This is a genomic window from Nucisporomicrobium flavum (assembly GCF_016464385.1).
Classification (GTDB): domain Bacteria; phylum Actinomycetota; class Actinomycetes; order Mycobacteriales; family Micromonosporaceae; genus Actinoplanes; species Actinoplanes flavus_A.
The window spans coordinates 1-18,459 of record NZ_JADMLH010000020.1 but is presented as its reverse complement, the minus strand read 5'-3'; the positions used below and the strand labels follow the sequence as shown (position 1 = coordinate 18,459).

General features: G+C 70.5%; 18 protein-coding genes and 1 pseudogene. 18 read left to right on the top strand and 1 reads right to left on the bottom strand.

Features of this window, described 5'->3' with window-relative positions:
• Window positions 1-4: 4 nt before the first annotated feature.
• The 18 genes from IT780_RS33905 to IT780_RS33825 all read left to right on the top strand — a co-directional run bounded on the left by IT780_RS33905 (window position 5) and on the right by IT780_RS33825 (window position 17,946).
• Window positions 5-814: a class I SAM-dependent methyltransferase gene (locus IT780_RS33905; protein WP_199515918.1), complete on the top strand. Its 810-nt coding sequence runs from the start codon at window positions 5-7 to the stop codon at window positions 812-814.
• Between the two features lie 34 nt (window positions 815-848).
• The gene (locus IT780_RS33900; protein ID WP_199515917.1) at window positions 849-1,721 is read left to right on the top strand and encodes a branched-chain amino acid ABC transporter permease; all 873 of its coding nucleotides are present in this window, start codon (window positions 849-851) and stop codon (window positions 1,719-1,721) included.
• Between the two features lie 80 nt (window positions 1,722-1,801).
• Window positions 1,802-2,746, top strand: coding sequence for a branched-chain amino acid ABC transporter permease (locus IT780_RS33895; RefSeq protein ID WP_199515916.1), 945 nt, complete (start codon window positions 1,802-1,804; stop codon window positions 2,744-2,746).
• On the top strand, window positions 2,743-4,308 hold the full coding sequence (locus IT780_RS33890; RefSeq protein ID WP_199515915.1) for an ATP-binding cassette domain-containing protein: 1,566 nt from the start codon (window positions 2,743-2,745) through the stop codon (window positions 4,306-4,308). Before IT780_RS33895 ends, IT780_RS33890 begins: the two co-directional genes overlap by 4 nt.
• Complete coding sequence (locus IT780_RS33885; protein ID WP_199515914.1) at window positions 4,305-4,613, top strand: hypothetical protein; 309 nt, start codon at window positions 4,305-4,307, stop codon at window positions 4,611-4,613. Before IT780_RS33890 ends, IT780_RS33885 begins: the two co-directional genes overlap by 4 nt.
• Window positions 4,610-5,395, top strand: a complete 786-nt coding sequence (locus tag IT780_RS33880; protein WP_199515913.1) for a hypothetical protein — start codon at window positions 4,610-4,612, stop codon at window positions 5,393-5,395. Before IT780_RS33885 ends, IT780_RS33880 begins: the two co-directional genes overlap by 4 nt.
• A complete protein-coding gene (locus IT780_RS33875) occupies window positions 5,392-6,174 on the top strand; it encodes a hypothetical protein (RefSeq protein ID WP_199515912.1) in 783 nt (260 codons plus the stop codon). The genes IT780_RS33880 and IT780_RS33875 overlap by 4 nt, the downstream gene beginning before the upstream one ends.
• 53 nt (window positions 6,175-6,227) lie before the next feature.
• Window positions 6,228-7,040, top strand: a complete 813-nt coding sequence (locus IT780_RS33870; protein ID WP_199515911.1) for an SAM-dependent methyltransferase — start codon at window positions 6,228-6,230, stop codon at window positions 7,038-7,040.
• Between the two features lie 86 nt (window positions 7,041-7,126).
• Window positions 7,127-8,785 (top strand): hypothetical protein, encoded by a 1,659-nt coding sequence (locus tag IT780_RS33865; RefSeq protein ID WP_199515910.1) that lies wholly within the window; start codon window positions 7,127-7,129, stop codon window positions 8,783-8,785.
• A gap of 175 nt (window positions 8,786-8,960) precedes the next feature.
• A complete protein-coding gene (locus IT780_RS33860; RefSeq protein ID WP_199515909.1) occupies window positions 8,961-9,512 on the top strand; it encodes a hypothetical protein in 552 nt (183 codons plus the stop codon).
• 360 nt (window positions 9,513-9,872) lie between these two features.
• The gene (locus IT780_RS43305; protein WP_199515908.1) at window positions 9,873-11,321 is read left to right on the top strand and encodes a helicase associated domain-containing protein; all 1,449 of its coding nucleotides are present in this window, start codon (window positions 9,873-9,875) and stop codon (window positions 11,319-11,321) included.
• A gap of 202 nt (window positions 11,322-11,523) precedes the next feature.
• Window positions 11,524-12,621, top strand: a complete 1,098-nt coding sequence (locus tag IT780_RS33850) for an endonuclease/exonuclease/phosphatase family protein (RefSeq protein WP_233413954.1) — start codon at window positions 11,524-11,526, stop codon at window positions 12,619-12,621.
• Between the two features lie 239 nt (window positions 12,622-12,860).
• Entirely contained in the window at window positions 12,861-13,166 is a 306-nt protein-coding gene (locus tag IT780_RS33845; protein WP_199515906.1) for a helix-turn-helix domain-containing protein, read from the top strand.
• Between the two features lie 5 nt (window positions 13,167-13,171).
• On the top strand, window positions 13,172-13,840 hold the full coding sequence (locus tag IT780_RS33840; protein ID WP_307831517.1) for a DUF429 domain-containing protein: 669 nt from the start codon (window positions 13,172-13,174) through the stop codon (window positions 13,838-13,840).
• Window positions 13,841-13,997: 157 nt separating this feature from the next.
• A complete protein-coding gene (locus IT780_RS33835) occupies window positions 13,998-15,431 on the top strand; it encodes a M48 family metalloprotease (RefSeq protein WP_199515904.1) in 1,434 nt (477 codons plus the stop codon).
• 202 nt (window positions 15,432-15,633) lie between these two features.
• The gene (locus IT780_RS42890) at window positions 15,634-15,768 is read left to right on the top strand and encodes a hypothetical protein (RefSeq protein ID WP_267910211.1); all 135 of its coding nucleotides are present in this window, start codon (window positions 15,634-15,636) and stop codon (window positions 15,766-15,768) included.
• 160 nt (window positions 15,769-15,928) lie between these two features.
• A complete protein-coding gene (locus tag IT780_RS33830; protein ID WP_199515903.1) occupies window positions 15,929-16,072 on the top strand; it encodes a hypothetical protein in 144 nt (47 codons plus the stop codon).
• 164 nt (window positions 16,073-16,236) lie between these two features.
• Window positions 16,237-17,946: a calponin homology domain-containing protein gene (locus tag IT780_RS33825; RefSeq protein WP_199515902.1), complete on the top strand. Its 1,710-nt coding sequence runs from the start codon at window positions 16,237-16,239 to the stop codon at window positions 17,944-17,946.
• A gap of 61 nt (window positions 17,947-18,007) precedes the next feature.
• Here IT780_RS33825 and IT780_RS43615 read toward each other — a convergent pair.
• Window positions 18,008-18,076, bottom strand: a pseudogene (locus IT780_RS43615) (Lsr2 family DNA-binding protein); the annotation flags it as partial.
• Window positions 18,077-18,459 lie beyond the last annotated feature (383 nt).

Below are 18,459 nucleotides of genomic sequence, written 5' to 3'. Positions count from 1 at the left end.
CCGCATGCCCACCACTTTGGCCGCCGAAACCCAGTACGGCTTCAACAACCGCACCCCCGAAGGCGGCAAACAGGTCGGCCACCTCGCCGCCTACCTCGACCCACACACCTTCGCCATCCTGGACGGCCTGAACCTGCCGGTCGGCGGCCGCTACGCCGACATCGGTGCCGGCGCCGGCACCGTCGCACACTGGCTGGCCGAGCACACCGGGACCGACGGCAGCACGCTCGTCGTCGACGTGGAACCCGAGCACGTCCCCCCGCATCCGCATATCGAGATCCTGCAAGCCGACATCGCCACCGCAGCCTTGAAGCCGGCCAGCTTCGACGCCATCCACGCCCGGCTGCTGCTGATGCACCTGCTGCAACGCGAGCAGATCCTGACCAGCCTCGTCGACGCGCTCAAGCCCGGCGGGATGCTGATCATCTCCGACTGGGCCACCGACCACCTCGACGACATGTTCATCGACGGCCCCGCCGAGATCCGCGGGGTCTTCCTCAAGTTCCAGCACGCCCTGATCGAGGTCTTCGGCCGCGGCGGCATGAACTCCACCTGGGCCCGCCGCGTGCCGGCCGTCATGCGCTCGGCAGGCCTCGAAGTCCACAGCGGCCAGACCTTCAATCAGGTCCTGCATGGCGGCGACGCGGGCATGCTCCTGCACGCCTCCAACAGCCGCCAGAAGGAGAAAGAGCTGTTGGACGCCGGCATGACCGCCGGTGAGCTTGAGCTCCTGCGCAAGGCAATGGGCAACCCGGACGTGCTGACGCGCAGCTGGCCGATGCACACCACCGTCGGCGTCCGCCCCGCCGCCTGATCCAGCCACCCCCGTTTTGAGGAAGGAACGCGTCGTGGGATCCACGTCAGCGACCATCGCGGTCACCGGGCTCGGCGGCCTCGCGTACGGGCTGCTGCTGTTCGTCGTGGCCGCCGGGCTCAAGCTGATCCTCGGCGTCATGAAGGTCATGAACCTCGCCCACGGCGCGTCCTACCTGGCCGGAACCTGGCTGGCCTACCTGTTCGCCGACGGCACGCTCACCGGCCTCGCCCTCGCTCTGGCCGCCGGCCTGGCCGCCGCCACCGTGGGCGGCGCCGGGCTGGCCGCCCTGCTGCGCCCCCTCGCGGGGCACACCGAGCAGGCAGTCGTCACGCTGGGGCTGGTCGGCATCGTCGTGTGGCTGTTCAGCCGGATCTCTGGCGGTAGCTCCCTGACCGTGCCCCGCCCGGGCCTGCTCGACGGACACCTGAGCTTCGCCGGGCACGGCTACCCGATCTACCACCTGGTGTTCATCGCCGTCGCCGCGCTGATCGCTGTCGTCATGCACCAAGTCCTGCACCGCAGCATGGCCGGGATCGCGCTGCGGGCCGCCATCGACGACCCGCCGATCGCCGCCACCCTCGGCCTGTCCGCGACCCGGATCCGCATCGCCGCGATCACCGTCGGTACCGCCCTCGCCGTCGGTGCCGGAGTCCTCGGGGCGCCGGTTCTCGGGCCGGCTCCCGGCGTGGACGCGACCGTGCTGACGCTGTCGCTGATCGTGGTCATCCTCGGCGGTGCCGGCACCAACATCCGGGCGTTGCTGATCGCCGCCTTGGTCGTCGGCATGGTGGACTACGTCGGCGCGGTCGTCGCCCCGGGCCTCGCCTCGTTCAGCCTGTTCCTGGTCGTCATCGCCGTCCTGGTCGTGCGCCGTCAGGGTCTGCGGACGGCGGTCGCCGCATGACCACCACCACTGCCGCGACCGCCTCAGACGCGGCTCGCGAAGACCACGCCACAGGCTCCACATCATCCGGCCGACGGCGGGTGGTGTGGCGGGTCGGCCGGTGGCCGGCCGCAACCGGCGTGGTCCTGGGGGCCGCCGCGCTGCCCGCGCTTGCCGGGCCGTACGTGGTCGGTCTCGCCAGCAGCGCCGTCGTGCTGGCCCTGCTGGCGATGAGCACCCAGATGCTCGCCGTCGCCGGACTCCCGTCGTTCGGGCAGACCGCGTTCCTCGGCGTCGGCGCCTACACCGCCGTCGTCCTGGCCGCCTCCGGGATCACCGACGGCCCGGTACAGCTGGCCGCCGCGGCAGCAACCTCCGCGGTCGCGGCCGTAGTGACGGCACCGTTCGTGCTGCGCACCCGCGCCGTGAGCTTCCTGATGGTCACCGTCATGATCCAAGGGCTCGGGTACGCGATCGCCGTGCACTGGACCGGCGTGACCGGCGGCAGCGACGGCCGGCACACCCCGCCGGTCACCCTCGGCCACGGCCATCCGCTGACCAGTACCCCCGGCGTTTACTGGTACGCGATCACCGTGCTTGCCGTGGCCGCAGCGGGCACCGCGGTCCTGCTGCGCTCGCGGCTGGCGTTGATCTGGCGCGGCCACGCCGGCCACGAACCCCGCATGATCGCGCTCGGCTACCGGCCGACCGTGAATCTCGGCGCCGCCTACGTGGCGGCCGCCGTCCTCGCCGGTATCGGGGGAGCTTTGACCGTCGCCATCAACACGTTCGTGTCCCCGGCCGACCTGAGCTTCGATGTCGCCGCGGCCGCATTCGCCGCCGCCGCGCTCGGCGCCGCCCTGTCAGGTACCCCGACGATGATCGGGGCGCTGGCGGCCACCGTGGCGATCGTGGTCGTGCGGGACTACTTCGGCAGCAACGGCACCGGACCGCTCTACTTCGCGCTGCTCTGCCTCACCGTCCCATATCTGCGGCCGGCCGCCACCGGCCTTCGCACCTGGTACACCCGCCGGAGGCGGGCATGAACGCCCCGCTGCTGCACGTCGGCGGCGTCTCCTACGGCTACGGCGCCGCCATCGTCCTGCACCCCGTCAGCCTCCACATCGCCGCCGGGAGCCGGCACGCCGTCATCGGACCCAACGGCGCCGGCAAGTCCACCCTGCTCAACGTGATCGCCGGAAACCTCGTCCCCCCGGCCGGCGACATCCGGCTCGGGCAGAGGCCGGTCACCCGGCTGCGCGAGGGCGCCCGGGCCCGGCTCGGCATCGGCCGGACCTTCCAGCACCCCGCCGTCGTCGAGCAGCTCACCGCCGCCGAGAACATCGCGCTGGCCATCCGCCACCGGCGCATGCGCCGCCCGAAGGTGCAGGCCGCGCTCGAGCAGGTCGGGCTCGGCCGCCATGCCGGCACCCCGGCCGGGCAGCTACCGTACGGCCAGCGGCGGCTGCTCGAACTCGCCGTCGTGTTCGCCGCCCAGCCCCAGCTGCTGCTGCTCGACGAACCCTCCGCCGGACTCGACCCGAGCGAGATCACCCACGTCGGCACCATCATCCGGCAGCTGCCCGACACCGCCGCGGTCATCGTGGTCGACCACCATCTGCCCCTGGTCTTCGACCTCGCCACAACCATCACCGTCCTCGCGGCCGGCCAGCACGTCTTCAGCGGCACCGCCGACGAGGTGCGCGAGCATCCGGTCGTCCAAGCGGTCTACCTCAGCCCGGCCACACCGGACACCATCACCGCGAACCCGGCCGACCAGGAGGAACCCGGCGGTGCGGCTACCGCCGGCAAACCCCCGCGCCTGCGTCGCACACTCACCGTCACAGCCGACACCGTCGCAGTGCAGGAGCCGGCCGTATTGCAGGTCGACAGCCTGCACGCCGCCTACCACGGCGCCACAGTCCTCGACGACATCACCCTCTCGGTGGACGCCGGCAGCGTGCAGGCCGTCCTCGGCCGCAACGGCACCGGAAAATCTACCCTGCTCAACACCATCGCCGGCCTGCACCGGCCCCACCGCCACACCCGGATCCGGGTCGCCGGCGTCGAGCTGCGCCCCGCACAACCGGCCGACGCCGGCCGGCACGGCATCGCCTTGGTCCCGCAAGGCCGCCGCCTGTTCGCCAGCCTGACCATCCGCGAGCACCTGGCCCTGGCCGCCCGCCGCACCCGCCGCCAGCGGCAGGAGGCCCGCTGGACTATCGACGACGTCCTCGACCTGCTGCCCGCCCTGCGCGACAAACTGCGCCGGTACCCGGCGCAGATGTCCGGCGGCGAACAGCAGATGGCCGCGATCGCCCGCGCGTTGCTGACCGGCCCCCGGCTGCTGCTGCTCGACGAACCCACCGAGGGGCTCGCCCCGCAGGTCGTCGACCAGCTCACCGGCACGATCACCCGCATCGCCGGCACCGGGGTCGCGGTCCTGCTGGCCGAACAGAACCAGCGCGCCGCCCTCGCCGTCGCCGACCGCATCAGCGTCCTCGACGCCGCCCGCATCGCGTTCTCCACCACCGACATCAACGGCCCGGCCACCCACGCCCGCCTCGCCGGATACCTCGGCGTCAGCACGGCAGGAGCCGCCGCGTGAACCCGGTCAATCCGCGTCCCACGCGCCGCGAACTTGGGGCGCCGCTCAAAGACACCCGCCCCGACCGGTGGCTCAACTCCCACGCCCGCACCATGCCGGCGGCCGGCCTTACTCGTCCCACCGTGGACGACATGCGCCGCGAGTGGCAGCACCACGTCGACCAGCTACGCCGGCGGACCTGGACCGTCGTGGCCGTCGCCGCCGTCCTGATCGCGATCACCGTCGCCGCCGCCGTCGTCCACGGCCGTTCCGCCACCCGCTGCGCGCCGCCCACACCGGCCACACCGATGGCGGTGACGGCATGAGCCTCCCCCGCAGCGCCCGGCCGGCGGCCGCCAGCGCCACGTCCGGCAGCGTGAGCACCAGCCCAGCACGCAACGACCGCTGGCCCGCCAGCACCGCGACCGACCGGCCGCACACCTCAGCACCGACCGACCGGGCTCCCTCACACGATCCGGACGCCGAGCAATGGGCCGGCTTCGTCACCGAGCTGCTCGCCCTCGGCTTCGACCCGGCAGACCTGGTCAGCGTCGCCACCCAGGCAGCCGCAGACCGGGACTACCCGCACGACGTACGAGACCTGATCTCGCGCCGGGCGTGCCAACTCGCCCAGCACGCCTGCACCCCGACCGCTGCGGTGGCACTGTTCGCGGTGCGTACCCGCGCCATCGTGCTCGACGACGCCGGCCACCACCAGCAGGCCGCCGATCTCTGGGGCCAGCTCATCACCCGGCACGAGAACGCGCACCAACCGGGGCCGGCCCAGCAGGCACGGCTGGCCCACGCCGCCTGCCTGCACCTCCAGGGCCGGTGTTTCGAGGCTCTCGACGAAGTCCTGTTCGCTTGGCAGACCGCCACCCAAACGGCTGACGAGGACGCGCCGACGGTGGCTACGGTCGTGCGGCTGTACCGGTTGATGCTCGACGCGTGCCATTCCCGCGCCGGGACCACTGTCACGCATCCTGCTATCCCCGGCATGGCAGAGCAGCCGACCGATGGTGGTGGCACCGTGCTGATCGCCGGGGCCTTCGAGCACCGGCGGGTGTGCGCCTACCAGGCGCGCACGACGAGTAAGGGCTGCCGATGACCTCCGCTGAGCGGCAGGCACTGCCGATGAGCCTGCCTTTCGCTCGCCTCCTGCTGGCCAACGGCGACCCCGACGGTGCTGCCCTGCTGCTGAAGCATCATCTGAGCGGCCTCGATCCCGATGATGCCCCCTGCGATCTGGTGCTGCTGGAAGCCGCGGCCCTCTACAGCGACATCACCGGCGACCCGGGGTGGACACGCTACGCCGTCCGCGCCCGGCTGCACTTTCCTGCACCGCGACACTCGGTACCCTCGCCCCGGCCTGCCCAGCCGGACCCCGCCGGCCATCCGACGGGGCCTGGCGTGCACCGCCCGTACGCCAACTTGGTCCCGTCGCCGGATCTGCCGATGAGGCTGCTGCACGACGCGCAGTCGCTGCACTGGCAGGGCCACTGCGGCGAAGCCATCCGCACCGCCACCAAGGCGCTGGACCTGTGGCGCAACCAGCAGCACGACGACGGCGGTACGACACTGCTGCTATGGCTGGCCGCCATGCTGTGCGCGTGCCGGCGCGACCATGACGCCGAAGCCAAGCTGTTCGCCGACAGCCGGCTCCTGCCCACACCAGGCAGCCCCGAACGGTACGAGTTCGCCGAGTACGGCATCCGTACCTTCGCCAGGGTCTCCGCGACCCACGACCAGGCCTGCGCGCGCTGGCGGCGGCCGGTGTCGCTGGCAGACCTCGGCGCGCTGACTCTCGCCGACGCAGCAGTCCAGCCGTGGCCCGAACGCCGCAACCGCTGGTGGGGGCTGCTTCTGAGCCTGGCCGACGCGTCATGACCGGCCGCCCCCGCTCGGTTCCTTCCGCTCTGCAATCACCCACGAGGCAGCTCATGACCCACGACGTACCGCAGATCGACACCAGCGTGGCGCACCCGGCCCGGCGCTACGATTACTGGCTCGGCGGCAAGGACAACTTCGCCGCCGACCGCGCCTCCGCCGACGCGATCGAAGCCGAATACCCCAGCATTCGCATCGCCGCGGTCGAGAACCGCAGGTTCCTGCGGCGGGCAGTGGGCTTGCTGGCGGGTGAGGCGGGGATCCGGCAGTTCCTCGACATCGGCACCGGCCTGCCCACCGCCGACAACACCCACGAAGTCGCCCAGCGTGTCGCGCCGGACAGCCGCATCGTCTACGTCGACAACGACCCCCTCGTGATGGCCCACGCCCGCGCCCTGCTCACCAGCCACCCGGACGGCCGCACCAACTACATCCAGGCCGACTTACGTGAACCGCGGGGCATCCTCGACGACCCGAGACTGCGGGAGATCCTGAACCTCAAGCAGCCCGTCGCCCTGCTGCTCGTCGCGGTGCTGCACTTCGTCCGCGACGACGAGCAGGCGTACACCGTCGTACAAGATCTGCTCGGGCAGCTGGCGCCGGGCAGCTACCTGGTCGCCTCGCACGCCACCGGCGACTTCCTCGACGCACCCACCCGCGACCAGCTGTCCGGGCACGACTTCGTTCTTCGCGACCGTGACCAGTTCGCGCGGTTCTTCACCGGCCTGGATCTCGTCGAGCCGGGCATCAGTCCGATCACCTTGTGGCGACCGGACAGCGACACCATCGTCGCGCCCGAGCAGGCATCGATCTACGGGGCGCTCGCCCAGCTTGCTGGCCCGGCGGCCGGACGGCGCGCCGGATGAGTGTCATGCCAGAACCCTCCCACTTTGACAGCAGCCCGTGGATCGGCAAGCCGGCAAACGGAACGCCCGCAGATCCCGCGCAGCCGATGCAACCGACCGGCGGCCAGCACGATGAAGGCGATCCGGCTTCGCTACCGCTGGAGCTGGCCCACCGTGATCCCGCGGCCACGCCTGCCGATCAGCGGCTCATCGATATCGCCCTGCGCTGGATCGCCGACACACCGCACCGCGGGCCAGTGGTCGCGCGGTGGGCGCAGTACGCCGCCGCGGCCAGCACCCGGCTGCACCCCAGTGGGCATCAGCAACGACAACGCGCCGCCCTGGCCGAGGCCGCCGTGCGTGCCGGCATCCTGCCCCTGATCGACAGCACCTCCGGCGCGGCATCGGCCATCGCGCTACGCATCAACGATCCCGGCCATGCCCCCGTCGACGTCGAGGCCATGCTCGACCACCTGCTCGCCTACCTCGCCCTGCACACCCATGGGATGTGCGCCCTCGCCCACCAAGGCGTACGGCATACACCCATGCCTGCCGAACAGGGCAAGCAACCGAGGCCGGCACTGCTGACGACCGTGATCGTCGCTGTCGCGCTGGCCGGCGCATGCGGTCGCGACGACCTCGCCGGCCTCCTGCTCGACGTGCACGCAGCACACCTGGAGCCGCTGGACGCACCCGGGCGTGCCCTGTTCGCCACGCTCGCGCTGGACCTCACCGACCGGATCCGTGACCCGCACCGCAGCGTATGCACCCAACCCGGGCGCCGGGCGCTGGACCGGCATCAATTCTCGGCCCTCCTGCACGGTGAACCGCCCGTTGGTCACCGCAGCCCGGCACCGCCCGACACGTCGCCGCTTCCCGCAGACGCGGGTATCGCGGCGATGCGGTACGAGGAAAACCTGGACGCCATCTGGTACGGGCTCACCGCCCACACCCACGCCCTGCACACCCGCCATCGGCTACACGCCAAACCGGCCAGCAGCAACGTATGGCTGATCTGCGACACCTGCCGGCTCGCGCTGCGCCTGGGCAGCTCCGTCGTACACGGCGGCCAGCTCGACACACCGACCGTCCCGATCATCGCAGCCGGACAACCCGCCTGGCTCCAGTCCGACGTCAGCCGGGCGACGTGGCGGCTCCTCACCGAACACCCCAATCATGACCTGCGCGTCCTCACCGAGGTGTCGCCCGCCTGGCGGAAGTACACGGCCACCCCCACCTGGCTGATCGCCTCGCCGGGCACCGACCCGGAACCCGACATCGCCCTCGCTGACTACCTCGCCGCCGGGTCCGGACCGGCCACGCCCATCGGCTTCGACGGCGCCAGTCCCACCCCACCGGAGGAACCGGCACCCGGCGAGGTGAGCCTGGTCTGCCTTTCCTGCCGCCTCGAACTGGTCTTGGGCCGCAGCACCGGCCACCCCGGCGCCGCCCTCACCATCGGCGGCCGGCCCGCAGCCGATCACGCCGTCGCCACCACCGCCGTGTTCCGGATGCTCACCGACCACACGAGCCATGACCTGGCCGTACTCGCTGCCGCGGACCTCGGGGACCACTACACCGATTCCGGCGAGTGGAGCTTCACCATCGAACCCGGCGACAACGTGCGCCCGCCACACCTCGGCGACATCACCCACCGGCAGTACATCGACGGCTGGCCCGACGCGCCCACCCGCCCCCACTACCGCGGCGCAGACCCCCTGCACGAACCGCCACTACCCGGCAGCTCGTCAGGAGCACCATCGTGAGGCCGCCGGTGCCCTGCTCACGCGTCCGACCGCCGCACCCAATCACGCGCGGGACTCACCTACCAGGAACCATGAAGCAGCCTGAGCCAGCCGCGAAAGACCGCCCCCGAAGCCACGCCGCAGACGCCATCTTCATCCTCGTGGCCGAGGACGACGCGCATCCCGGAGATCGTCGATGAGCGGCCGGCCCGGCGCCGACCAGATCGCCTTTCACATCGGCGAGCAGGCCGTGACCGCCCGGTGCGCCCTGCACCTCGACTTCGCCGAGACCTACCCGTACGGCGACGACCGGCAGGTCCCGGCCACGTGGTTTGTCCGCGTCCTGGCCGACCACCTCAGCGACCATCCGGCCGACGCACCTGATGCTCCCGCTGTCGAGAAGCCCGCGGCCGAAGCGTCGCAGCTTGACGAGTTCGAACGCGAAGTCGCCGCCCGCTGCCGCTGGGCCATGACCGTCAACGCCTCAGATCCCGATAACAGCTGGCCAGACCGCTACCGCATCGCGGTAGCGCTGGTACTCGGCAACCTCGCATACCTACGCGACATGGGACCCGGGCCCGGGTACACCCCCGAGCAGGCAGCGGTACTGCTCATCCGTGGCATGACACGCCCGCCGGCCAACCTCGAAACCTGGATCGGTGCCATCCGCGACGACATCAAGCCCCCGCCACGCGACGGTCAACGCGGGCTATGGCTCCCACCTACGCAGCCACGAACCGGCCCATGACCCAACCGGCGAACCGGCCCCGCTGGACGCATCGCCGACCCCTCATCGCCGCCTGCAAGACCCCTCTCCCCACGCGCCGATGACTGCGTGGACACTGCCGGCCTGCACCCACAGGCCGGCCCATCCCTCAACCTGAGAAGGACGAGACATTGACGTCAGCTATCCGGACCGGCGGGTTCATCACCGCCGCCGTGACCATCATCAGTCTGATGTCTCCCGCGGCTCTACCGGTGTCCGCGGGAGGACCGCCGCAGAGCAAGGCGCAGGCCCTGCCGGCGACGTCGGAGAGCCCGGATAGGCCCCACAGCGAGCAGATGTAGCAGCCAGTTTTCACCGCTACCTGAAAGGATCCCGCCCCCTGTGGCAAGCACCACCTTCCCCACCACTCCAGCAAGGGCCTCGAGTGCTGCCAGGCCACGTAAACGGGCCGCTGTCGAGCTCGTCGCCGTCGGGGTGGTCACCGACCATCAGACGCCCCGGCCCGGCAGCGGGCCCGACACCGTGAGCCCTAGGAATGCGGCGCACGCGGTCGTGGCTGCTGCCCGGCACCTGCGGCTGCGGCAGGTCGTCACCTACCATCGGCTGGCCGCCGATTCCGTCGCGTTCGCCCAGATCCTTGACGACCCCACCGCACGGCCAGCCGTCCCCGTCAGGGCGTACCACGTCACCGGTGCCCGCCACGGCAACACCTCGCTGCCGTCGGTCCTGCGGACGATCACCAGCAGCCCACCCCAGGGGCTCACCGTCTTCTCGACCGCGATCCGCCGCGCCGCCCTCACCGACGTGCCCGCAGACGCTGTCATGGTTGCGCAGCCGCTGCTCTCCATCGCCACCGCCCGGCAGGCGATCACCGCCGCCCGCACCAATAGCAGCAATCCGCTGACCGTGCTCGCCCCCGTCGCATTGCCCGCCGACCCACAGACGATGCCCGTCGACAGCGCCGTCGCCGCGGTCGCCTACGCCGCCCAGGCCATCCGCGGGATCGACGGTCGCCTCGACGCCGCGCTCGACCACTGCCTGGCCCGGCACGCGGCCGGCTGGCCCGCTGGCCTGCCCGCCACGATGCGGCTGCTGCTGCCCACCGAACGCGACAGCGACCAGCTCCGCGGCCGCATCGCCGGGCTCATCCTGCAACAGACCGCGACACCGTGGTCGACCAGGTACGCGGCGCTGACCGTCTTCCACACCCAGCACGGCCACACGCGGATCCCCGCCGGGCACCGGCCCGCCGGCGCCGACCTGGCCGGATGGGTCGGCAAACAGCAGCAACTGCTCGACACCGGCCGCCAGCCCGCCGGCAAAGCCGCGGCCCTGCGCCTGGTCGGCATCGTGCCCTCGACCGCGACCGCCGGGACCTGCGCCAGGGAGCTGACCGCCTGCCGCGCCTACGCCGGCACCCACGGCCATCTCCGCCCGCCCGGCCCCGCCACCGTCGCCGGTATCCGCGTCGACACCTGGCTACGGGAATGCCGCCGGCAACTGCAGACCACGACACTGCCCGGTGCTATCGGGCAGGCCCTGGACACCATCGACGCAGGCTGGGCCGCAGGCGCCTCCAGGGACGCGGTCCTCGACACCGCCTGCCGCTTCTACCAGCTCCACGGGCACCTACGCGTACCGGACGGCACCACGATCGACGGCGTCGACCTCTCAGCCGCACTCGCCCAGCTGCGACGCGAGCGAGAAGACGGGACGCTGGCCGCGAGCGAGATCGCTGTCTGGGACGCCCTGTTGCTCGACTGGGGACCACCCGGCCGAGCTCCGAGGCCAGACGCTGTCCCGTCCCGCACGATAAGGACCGTCGCATGACCGGGCGGCATCGGTGAGACACAAGCGTCCGAAAAGCCACGGACGCGTCCCCGCGTAAGCGACCGGCCGGAACGCTCTGCGACCGGCCATACCTGCGCAGCGCGACTGACCCGGCGTCCACTGCACAACTTGCCAGCGCTGGACCAGTCCGGAACTCAATCTCGATCAACTTGATCACCGCACATCCATTCAAAGGAAAGCGATGCAACCAGATCAGCAGCCCAGCGGTACCCTCGATCAGACCGCGCTGACCGCGCACCGGTTCGCCTGGCTGAACTTCCAGAGCGGCGGCGCACGGACTTCCGGCAAGCTGGACTACGACTTCACCCGGCTGCACCGCCTGGTCGCACCGCTCGTCGAGCCGGCGCTGAGCCCAGCGGCGTCCGTACCGGTGGCCGTGTTCGCTCTGTGCGAGGCCAAAGGATGGGCAGCGGACGCCAACCACGGCCTGTACGCGGCAGCAGAGGTGCTTTCCGCGACGCTCGGACGCCCCTACGCCGCCAAGATGCAACCGTTCGACCGCGGCCCCATCGGACCGGCCCTGTTCTACGACCCCACGCTGGTCTGCCCTGTCGCCTGGCACGACAGCAGCGGCTATCCCGACTTCGACGACAAGGCCGGCGTCGTCCGCTTCCGCACCGTGCACACCGACCACCACTTCGTCGTCATCGTCCGGCACTGGAACCCCCGATCACCGCAAGTCCGCCTCGAGGAGGCCCGGCTGCTCGGCAGCTACGGTGACGGCTTCCCGGACCCGGTGTTCGTCATGGGCGATCTCAACGCGACGGCAGGCGGATCGCACTGGCCGCTGCGCGACTGGACGAAGGCCCCCTACATCGCCCGCGACGCGAAGGCCGTCCTCACACCAGACGGCTCCTGGGTGGACGCCACCGACGCGATTCACCACCTCATCGGCCGATGGGAGTGCGACGAGTCCGGCCAACAAGGCCGGCGCATCGACGGCTGCGGCTTCTGGGCCATGCCCGAAGTTGCGTACGCCACCGGAACACCAGCCGGCGAAGCGTTCGAGGCGACCGTCAACCGGGGCATCGACGCCGGCGGCGGTCAGATCATCGACCACTGCCTCATCACCCGACCCGAGCACTACGTTCGCGGCAGCTACCACATCCACGTGCCCAGACAGCAACACGAAGGCCGCTGGGACAGCGATCACCGCCTCGGCGAAGCCACCTTCAACCTGACCGCCGGACGCGACCTGGTGCCGTGCACTGACGCCGATTTAGCCACTCGTTACCGGCTGGCCCAACCCAATCCCGGCTACCGGACCGCTGCAGCGTGATCCTCGCGGCGCTTGGCCGGCTGTCCACCGCACCGCCGTGGCGCCGGCGCTCGGCAACACGGACTACCTACGCGACATGAGACCTGGGCCCGGCTACCGCGCCGACCACGCCAGAGTGCTGCTCATGCGCAGCATGACGCACTCGCCGGCTCGCGGCTCAACGCGACCCAGCACCTCTCGCTCGAGCCCGATCGCACAGACCTGATGTACGAAAACGGACCCAATGGAGAGACCAACCCATGCCTGACGATGTCCAGCAGCCGCGCCCGGTCCGGCGGCACCGCTTCGCTTACACGGAAACCTTCCGCTCTCTCAACGGCAGCGACCGCGAGACGGAACTGGCGCTCTTGAAGAAACTCTACGAGAAGGAACGGTTGACGATCCGGCAGATAGCCAGTCTGGTAGCAGCCTCGTACGGCTTCATGCAGAAGCGACTCTGCGACGCCGGCACGAACACCAACATCGCCAGACGAACGAGACCTTCCGTCTCGGCAGAGGCGACCGCCACCATCGCCGCGCTACCCTCTCGCCGGGCCCGTTCTTGAAGCGGGTGATCGGTGTCGACGCGTACCCCCTTGGCTGGGTCGCCGTCGAAGTGCATGACGGCGCCTTCGCCCGAGCCATGCTCGCCCCCACCCTGTACGAGGTCATCACGAAGTGCTCCGGCGTCGCCGCGATCGCCGTCGACGTCCCCCTCGGGACGGCACCCGACCGGTGGCGAGCCGCGGACAGCCTCGTCGCCGAGCAACTCGGCCCACGCCGCGGCAGCATCTTCCGAGTCCCTCCAGGACCGGTATGGGCCGAGAACGACTTCGCCGCCGCCAGCAAACGGTGCCACGAAATCACCGGGGAAAGGCTCAGCCGGCAAGCCTGGGCCATGCGCCCCAAAGTCCTCGAGGCGAACAACCTCGCGAGACGACACCCCGCACTGCTGCTCGAAGCCCACCCGGAGCTGTCCTTCCGCACCATGAACGGCATCCCTCTGGAGCACGCCAAGAAGACCTGGGCCGGCCAAACCCAACGCCGTCATTTACTGACCCGCAACGGCATCATCGTCCCGGACGATCTCGGCCCGGCCGGCCAAGCCCCGCCCGACGACATCCTCGACGCAGCCGCCATTGCCTGGACCGCACACCGCAAGGTGACCGGCACCGCTCACAGCAACCCGAACCCGCCAGAAGACAACGGCAACGGCCTCCCCTTGGCGATCTGGGCTTGAACCACGGCCATCACTGAAGGTGACCGGTGCCACGCGTCGGCCCGCGTCCTGTCGTTCGAACGCAGGCACCGCGAACCGGCTTCTCTGATGACCGCCGCGTAACCAGCCACCGCTGCAGCAAACGGCAACACCCTTTGTCACGACAGAAAAGGCACGCATGGACATGATCCGGGAACGAAATATCGTCGGGCCGCTGGCCGGCTCGGCGGCGATGGTGATCGCCGTCGGCGCCGCCACACAGCTCGATCAACAAGCCGCAGCCTGGTTGATAATGGTGGCCGCCGTGGCCGCGATCGCAGCGGTGGCCGTGCCGCTGCGCCCGTGGTGGCGCTCGCCGGTGACCGCCGCCCAACGGCAAGCGGCGCTGAAGCACCTGCCTCCCGCCCTGGTCGAACGGGGCCGGAAGATGTCAGCCGCGCTGGTGTGGTCAACGTGGACGCTACTCGCGGTTCGTCTGGCCACCGTGCCGCTGCTGATCGCGGCCGGAACACCGGCGGCGGACTGGGTCAGCGATCCCGGCCAGCCGTGGTATCTGCGGGCCGGCCTGGCAACCCTGGTCCTCGCCGGGGCGGTCGCCGTCCTTGAGGCGACGCCGATGTGGTGGGACACCCGGTGCCGGGGCACAGCCAGCACGAAGGTCGCCGGCCCGGCGGGCCTTAATACCGCGATCGGGGTACTCGCCGGCACCGTGTTCTGGGCGGTCAAGATCCTCGGCCTGGCCTGGGCGATGCACCTCTGGCCGTCGGGGTGGTGGCTGGCGCTGATCGCGGCCTACGCCGCAGCCAGGCTGGCAGCGCGGATGCTGCTCGAGCCCGGCACCGTGCAGTCGGCCGCCTCGGGCGGAAAACCCGTCACCAGCGACCGGCTTCGGCAACGCGTCGCCGCCGCGGCGGCCGGCGCCGGACTGCGATCCCCGCAGATCCTGGTCGTCGAGAAACCCGGCCCGCTCAACGCGGTCGTCGGCGGCGTCGGCCGCCAGAAGATCACCGTATTCGGCCCGGGCCTGGCCGAGACCACCGACGACGAGACAGCGCGGCCAGCGACCGGGGTCGAGGACGAGGCCGTCGCCATCGCCACGCACGAGGTGGCACACGTCCGCTACGGCGACGGATGGCTGCGGATGTTGACCGGCACCGCCCAAGCCGGGTTCACACTCGCTGTCCTGGTCCTGGCCGGCAACACGCCGGGCCTGCTGCACTTGGCCGGCGTGGTGTCGCTGGCCGACCCGCACGCCGTCGGGCTGATCCTGGCAGTCCTGACCGTGCCCCGGCTGATCGCGGTACCGGTGCAGACGTGGCTGAACCGGGCCCAGGAACGACGCGCAGATCAATACGCCCTGCACACCACCGGCGAGCCGCACACGGTGGCCTCCGCATGGCAACGCGCTCTGCGGGAGGTCGGCGGGGACCCGAACCCCGGACCGTCGTATCTGCTGTGGCCCAAGCCGGCCGGCCACCCCGTCCTAGCCGAACGGCTGGCCACCGCACTGGCCTTCGACCCGCCGGCCGCCCGCCTCGCACCGGCAACGGCCAACGCTCCGACCACCGCGCCCGCGCCTGCCACGGACGCCGACATCGTGAACCGCGTGTAGACGCTCGACACCACAGCCGACAGGCAGATCCGGCGCCCGCCGGCGCCGCGCGCCGGCCACCGTGATCACGGCCTCGAACCCCTGCAGGCCACCGGACTGCACGTCGCAGGTCGAGCCACCAGACTCCGCTGCCCAGTTCGGGCGGCGGACGGCCGACGCCCCAATCGGGCGGCGGAACAAACAACCAGGAAAGGTTCTGTCCATGACAATCACCGTGGAGTCCACCGCCGTCGAAACCGGCAATCCGGGCACCCGCCGAGGCCGCCTGCTCGACAGGCGGCTGGGCCGTCACACCCTCAAGCAGTGGCTGCTCGTCGTCGCGTTGATCGCCCTTTAGCTGCCGTCCGCGCCGTCCGGGCAGCCACCGCCCGGACGGCGCCGGAGCACCCTCGTTCGAGCCCGCTGCAAGAGCGGCACCTTCGCTGACCGGCAGCCGACGACGTTCATCCCGGTCGGGCCCACTGTGGTTGCACAGGCCGAAGTCGACACCGCGCTAGATGGCCAGCTCGTCCGAGTCCACCACCGTGGCCGGCTGGTTAGCCTTCCTTCTTTACCTGGACCTCTGTGACCTTTACCTGGACCTCTGCGACGTCACCCCGGAGGATCTGGCCGGCGTGACCGGCGATGGCCGCTCAGGATGACCGGCCATCGGAAGCATCCGGAGACTTGGCCAGGAACGGTCGCCCAAGGCGGTTCTGACCGCACACCAAGCACCGCCCCTGCCATTCGCGAATGGGCGTCTTTGTGACGCAGGGGCGGCACGGGTCGATGAACCCGGGCCAACCCGTCACGAGATGATGGGGTGATGGGCCGTGTGGAGTGGATTCGCCTCGAGGGCAACGACGTCGAGGCCGTGGTTGCGATGTTCGTCAACCGGGAACGACCGGACTCCGTACGCATCTCCACCTCGCGGGGTGACGGCGGCATCGACATCCTGGAGCGAGGCGCTGGCCCCGCCGGCGGTGACGATGTTCACCAGGTCAAGTGCTACTGCGGGCCACTGACGGCGCGGCAGAAGGACGAGGTCAAGAAGTCCCTGGTCAGGCTCACCACCGATCCCCGATGGGCGGGACTGGCCGTCGAGCGGTGGTACCTGGTCACTCCGTGGGATCCGACTCCGGAGGCTGAGGCATGGCTGCAGGAGCTCACAGCCGGCTACAAATTCACAGCGGTCTGGCACGGACTCGCCTACGTCGAGCAGCTCGCCGCGAAGTACCCCGACGTCGTCGACTACTACCTGCACGGCGGCAAGACCGCCATCGAAAACGCCTACCAGGCGGTGGCAGCCGTGTTCGCTCTCGGCGGCAACCAGCAGCAGACGCTGGACATCCCGTCGGTCACCGCCCGGGTCCAAGCGGCGCTGCCGGTGCTCGACGCGGACCCCCACTACCGCTACGAGCTGCACTTCGGTAGTGGCGAACCCCCACCGCCAGCCGACCGCCCACGGCTGGTCATGAGCTGGCTGAGCAGCCGCCGCAGTGGCGGCCCCTGGGTGGTCGTCGACGTGATCGCCCGCTGCGCCGCCTCCACCGACGAACGCCCCATCACGATCACCGGACGACTCGCCGCGAACAACGACAGCACGTTCGCCGAGGAGCTGCGTGACTCCGTAGCCTTCGGCACACCGTTCACCAGCCCCGCCGGTGCCTTCACCGGCGAGATCGACGCGCCCGGCGGCCTCGGCGGCCCGCTCGACAACGCGCAGATCATGTCCCTCCCGATCGACGACCTCGGGGCCAACCCGCAGCTGCACGTCCAGATCATCGACCCGGCCGGAACGGTCCTGGCCGCCGCCGACCTCGACCGGATCGACCGCAGCCAGGGCACCGACGGCGTACGCCTCGTGCTCCAAGAGGTCCACCACGTTTTCCAGGTCGAAGACCGCTACCAGCTCCCGGCCCGGAGCCTAAGGCGCACCTTCCGCCTCGCCGACCCCGCCAACCTCGTCGGTGAACCCCCCGCCGCGGTGCTGGCCGCCCTGCAATTCCTCAACGCCTGCCGGACCCCGAACACCGCACGGGCCAGCGTCCGCCACACGCCGCCGGAACGCGGCACCATCGACCGGGCCTGGATCCTCGACCTTCCCGACGAGTGGCAGAAAAAGATCAACTTCCTGACCGAGACAATCGGCGCGCTCACGACCATCCAGCAGCACACCAGCACACCAATCCGGGTGCCGGACCTCACCCTGGTCACCTTCGAACAACACCAACGCTGGATCCTCGCCGCCCACCTCCTGAACGGGAAGGAAGTTCTGACGACCTACCCGGACGGCCAATGCCTGGTGCTGGAGCTCGGCTCCGAGGTCGACGTACCGGACGGCGGAACCATCGGCATGGCCGTACCGCTGAGCGTCGTCATCGGCGGCGCGACCATCGAGCTGGGCAGGATGGAAATCTGGCTCACCGAGGCGACGCTGGTCCGCCGCGAGCAACGCGGAGATCGGACATACCACCTGTTCACCACGCCGAACCGCCGCTACCGCTGCCTCCCGGCGCCCGAAGAGAACGCCTGAAGCACACACGTCATTGCATGATGTCCCACACCCGCGCACGCGCGTGAACGCGGGTGTGGTGTCAGCACTGGGCGTGGAAGGCGTCGACGACGGCTGCCGGGATCCGGCCCTGCGCGGACACCTGGTAGACGTTCTTTTCGCTTACTCCTGGATCGCCTGATTTTGATCTCGGTTAGCCTGCGCCGGCACATCTGCACATGCCGGACTTTTGCATACAGCCGGGCATGGCGGGTCTTTGTCGCCTTGCTGCGGTAGGGCTCGAGGATGGCGCGCAGCTCTGCGGTGAGCCATCCGGGGGGGTGCCTGCGCGCCAGACTCCCACCGACCACGGCCTTCAGCACCCCCTGCGTGGGGCTGAGTCCATCCCGAGCTAGTCGCGCGTCTTCCGGTTCAGGCTTTGATCGGTGCGGCCTGCGGCCGCGCTGTCCTTTGCCCTTTCCCGGCCACCGGGACGAGCCCGGCAGTGTGGGTCACGTGCGCCGTCAGTCAAATCCGGGCCGGGCAGGTAGAACA

Excerpts from the sequence above, each read along its gene's own strand:
- IT780_RS33905 (WP_199515918.1), top strand. The coding sequence starts at position 5 with ATGCCCACCACTTTGGCCGCCGAAACCCAGTACGGCTTCAACAACCGC.
- IT780_RS33890 (WP_199515915.1), top strand. The coding sequence starts at position 2,743 with ATGAACGCCCCGCTGCTGCACGTCGGCGGCGTCTCCTACGGCTACGGC.
- IT780_RS33880 (WP_199515913.1), top strand. The coding sequence starts at position 4,610 with ATGAGCCTCCCCCGCAGCGCCCGGCCGGCGGCCGCCAGCGCCACGTCC.
- IT780_RS33875 (WP_199515912.1), top strand. The coding sequence starts at position 5,392 with ATGACCTCCGCTGAGCGGCAGGCACTGCCGATGAGCCTGCCTTTCGCT.
- IT780_RS33870 (WP_199515911.1), top strand. The coding sequence starts at position 6,228 with ATGACCCACGACGTACCGCAGATCGACACCAGCGTGGCGCACCCGGCC.
- IT780_RS33865 (WP_199515910.1), top strand. The coding sequence starts at position 7,127 with ATGCAACCGACCGGCGGCCAGCACGATGAAGGCGATCCGGCTTCGCTA.
- IT780_RS33860 (WP_199515909.1), top strand. The coding sequence starts at position 8,961 with ATGAGCGGCCGGCCCGGCGCCGACCAGATCGCCTTTCACATCGGCGAG.
- IT780_RS33850 (WP_233413954.1), top strand. The coding sequence starts at position 11,524 with ATGCAACCAGATCAGCAGCCCAGCGGTACCCTCGATCAGACCGCGCTG.
- IT780_RS33845 (WP_199515906.1), top strand. The coding sequence starts at position 12,861 with ATGCCTGACGATGTCCAGCAGCCGCGCCCGGTCCGGCGGCACCGCTTC.
- IT780_RS33835 (WP_199515904.1), top strand. The coding sequence starts at position 13,998 with ATGGACATGATCCGGGAACGAAATATCGTCGGGCCGCTGGCCGGCTCG.
- IT780_RS42890 (WP_267910211.1), top strand. The coding sequence starts at position 15,634 with ATGACAATCACCGTGGAGTCCACCGCCGTCGAAACCGGCAATCCGGGC.
- IT780_RS33830 (WP_199515903.1), top strand. The coding sequence starts at position 15,929 with ATGGCCAGCTCGTCCGAGTCCACCACCGTGGCCGGCTGGTTAGCCTTC.
- IT780_RS33825 (WP_199515902.1), top strand. The coding sequence starts at position 16,237 with ATGGGCCGTGTGGAGTGGATTCGCCTCGAGGGCAACGACGTCGAGGCC.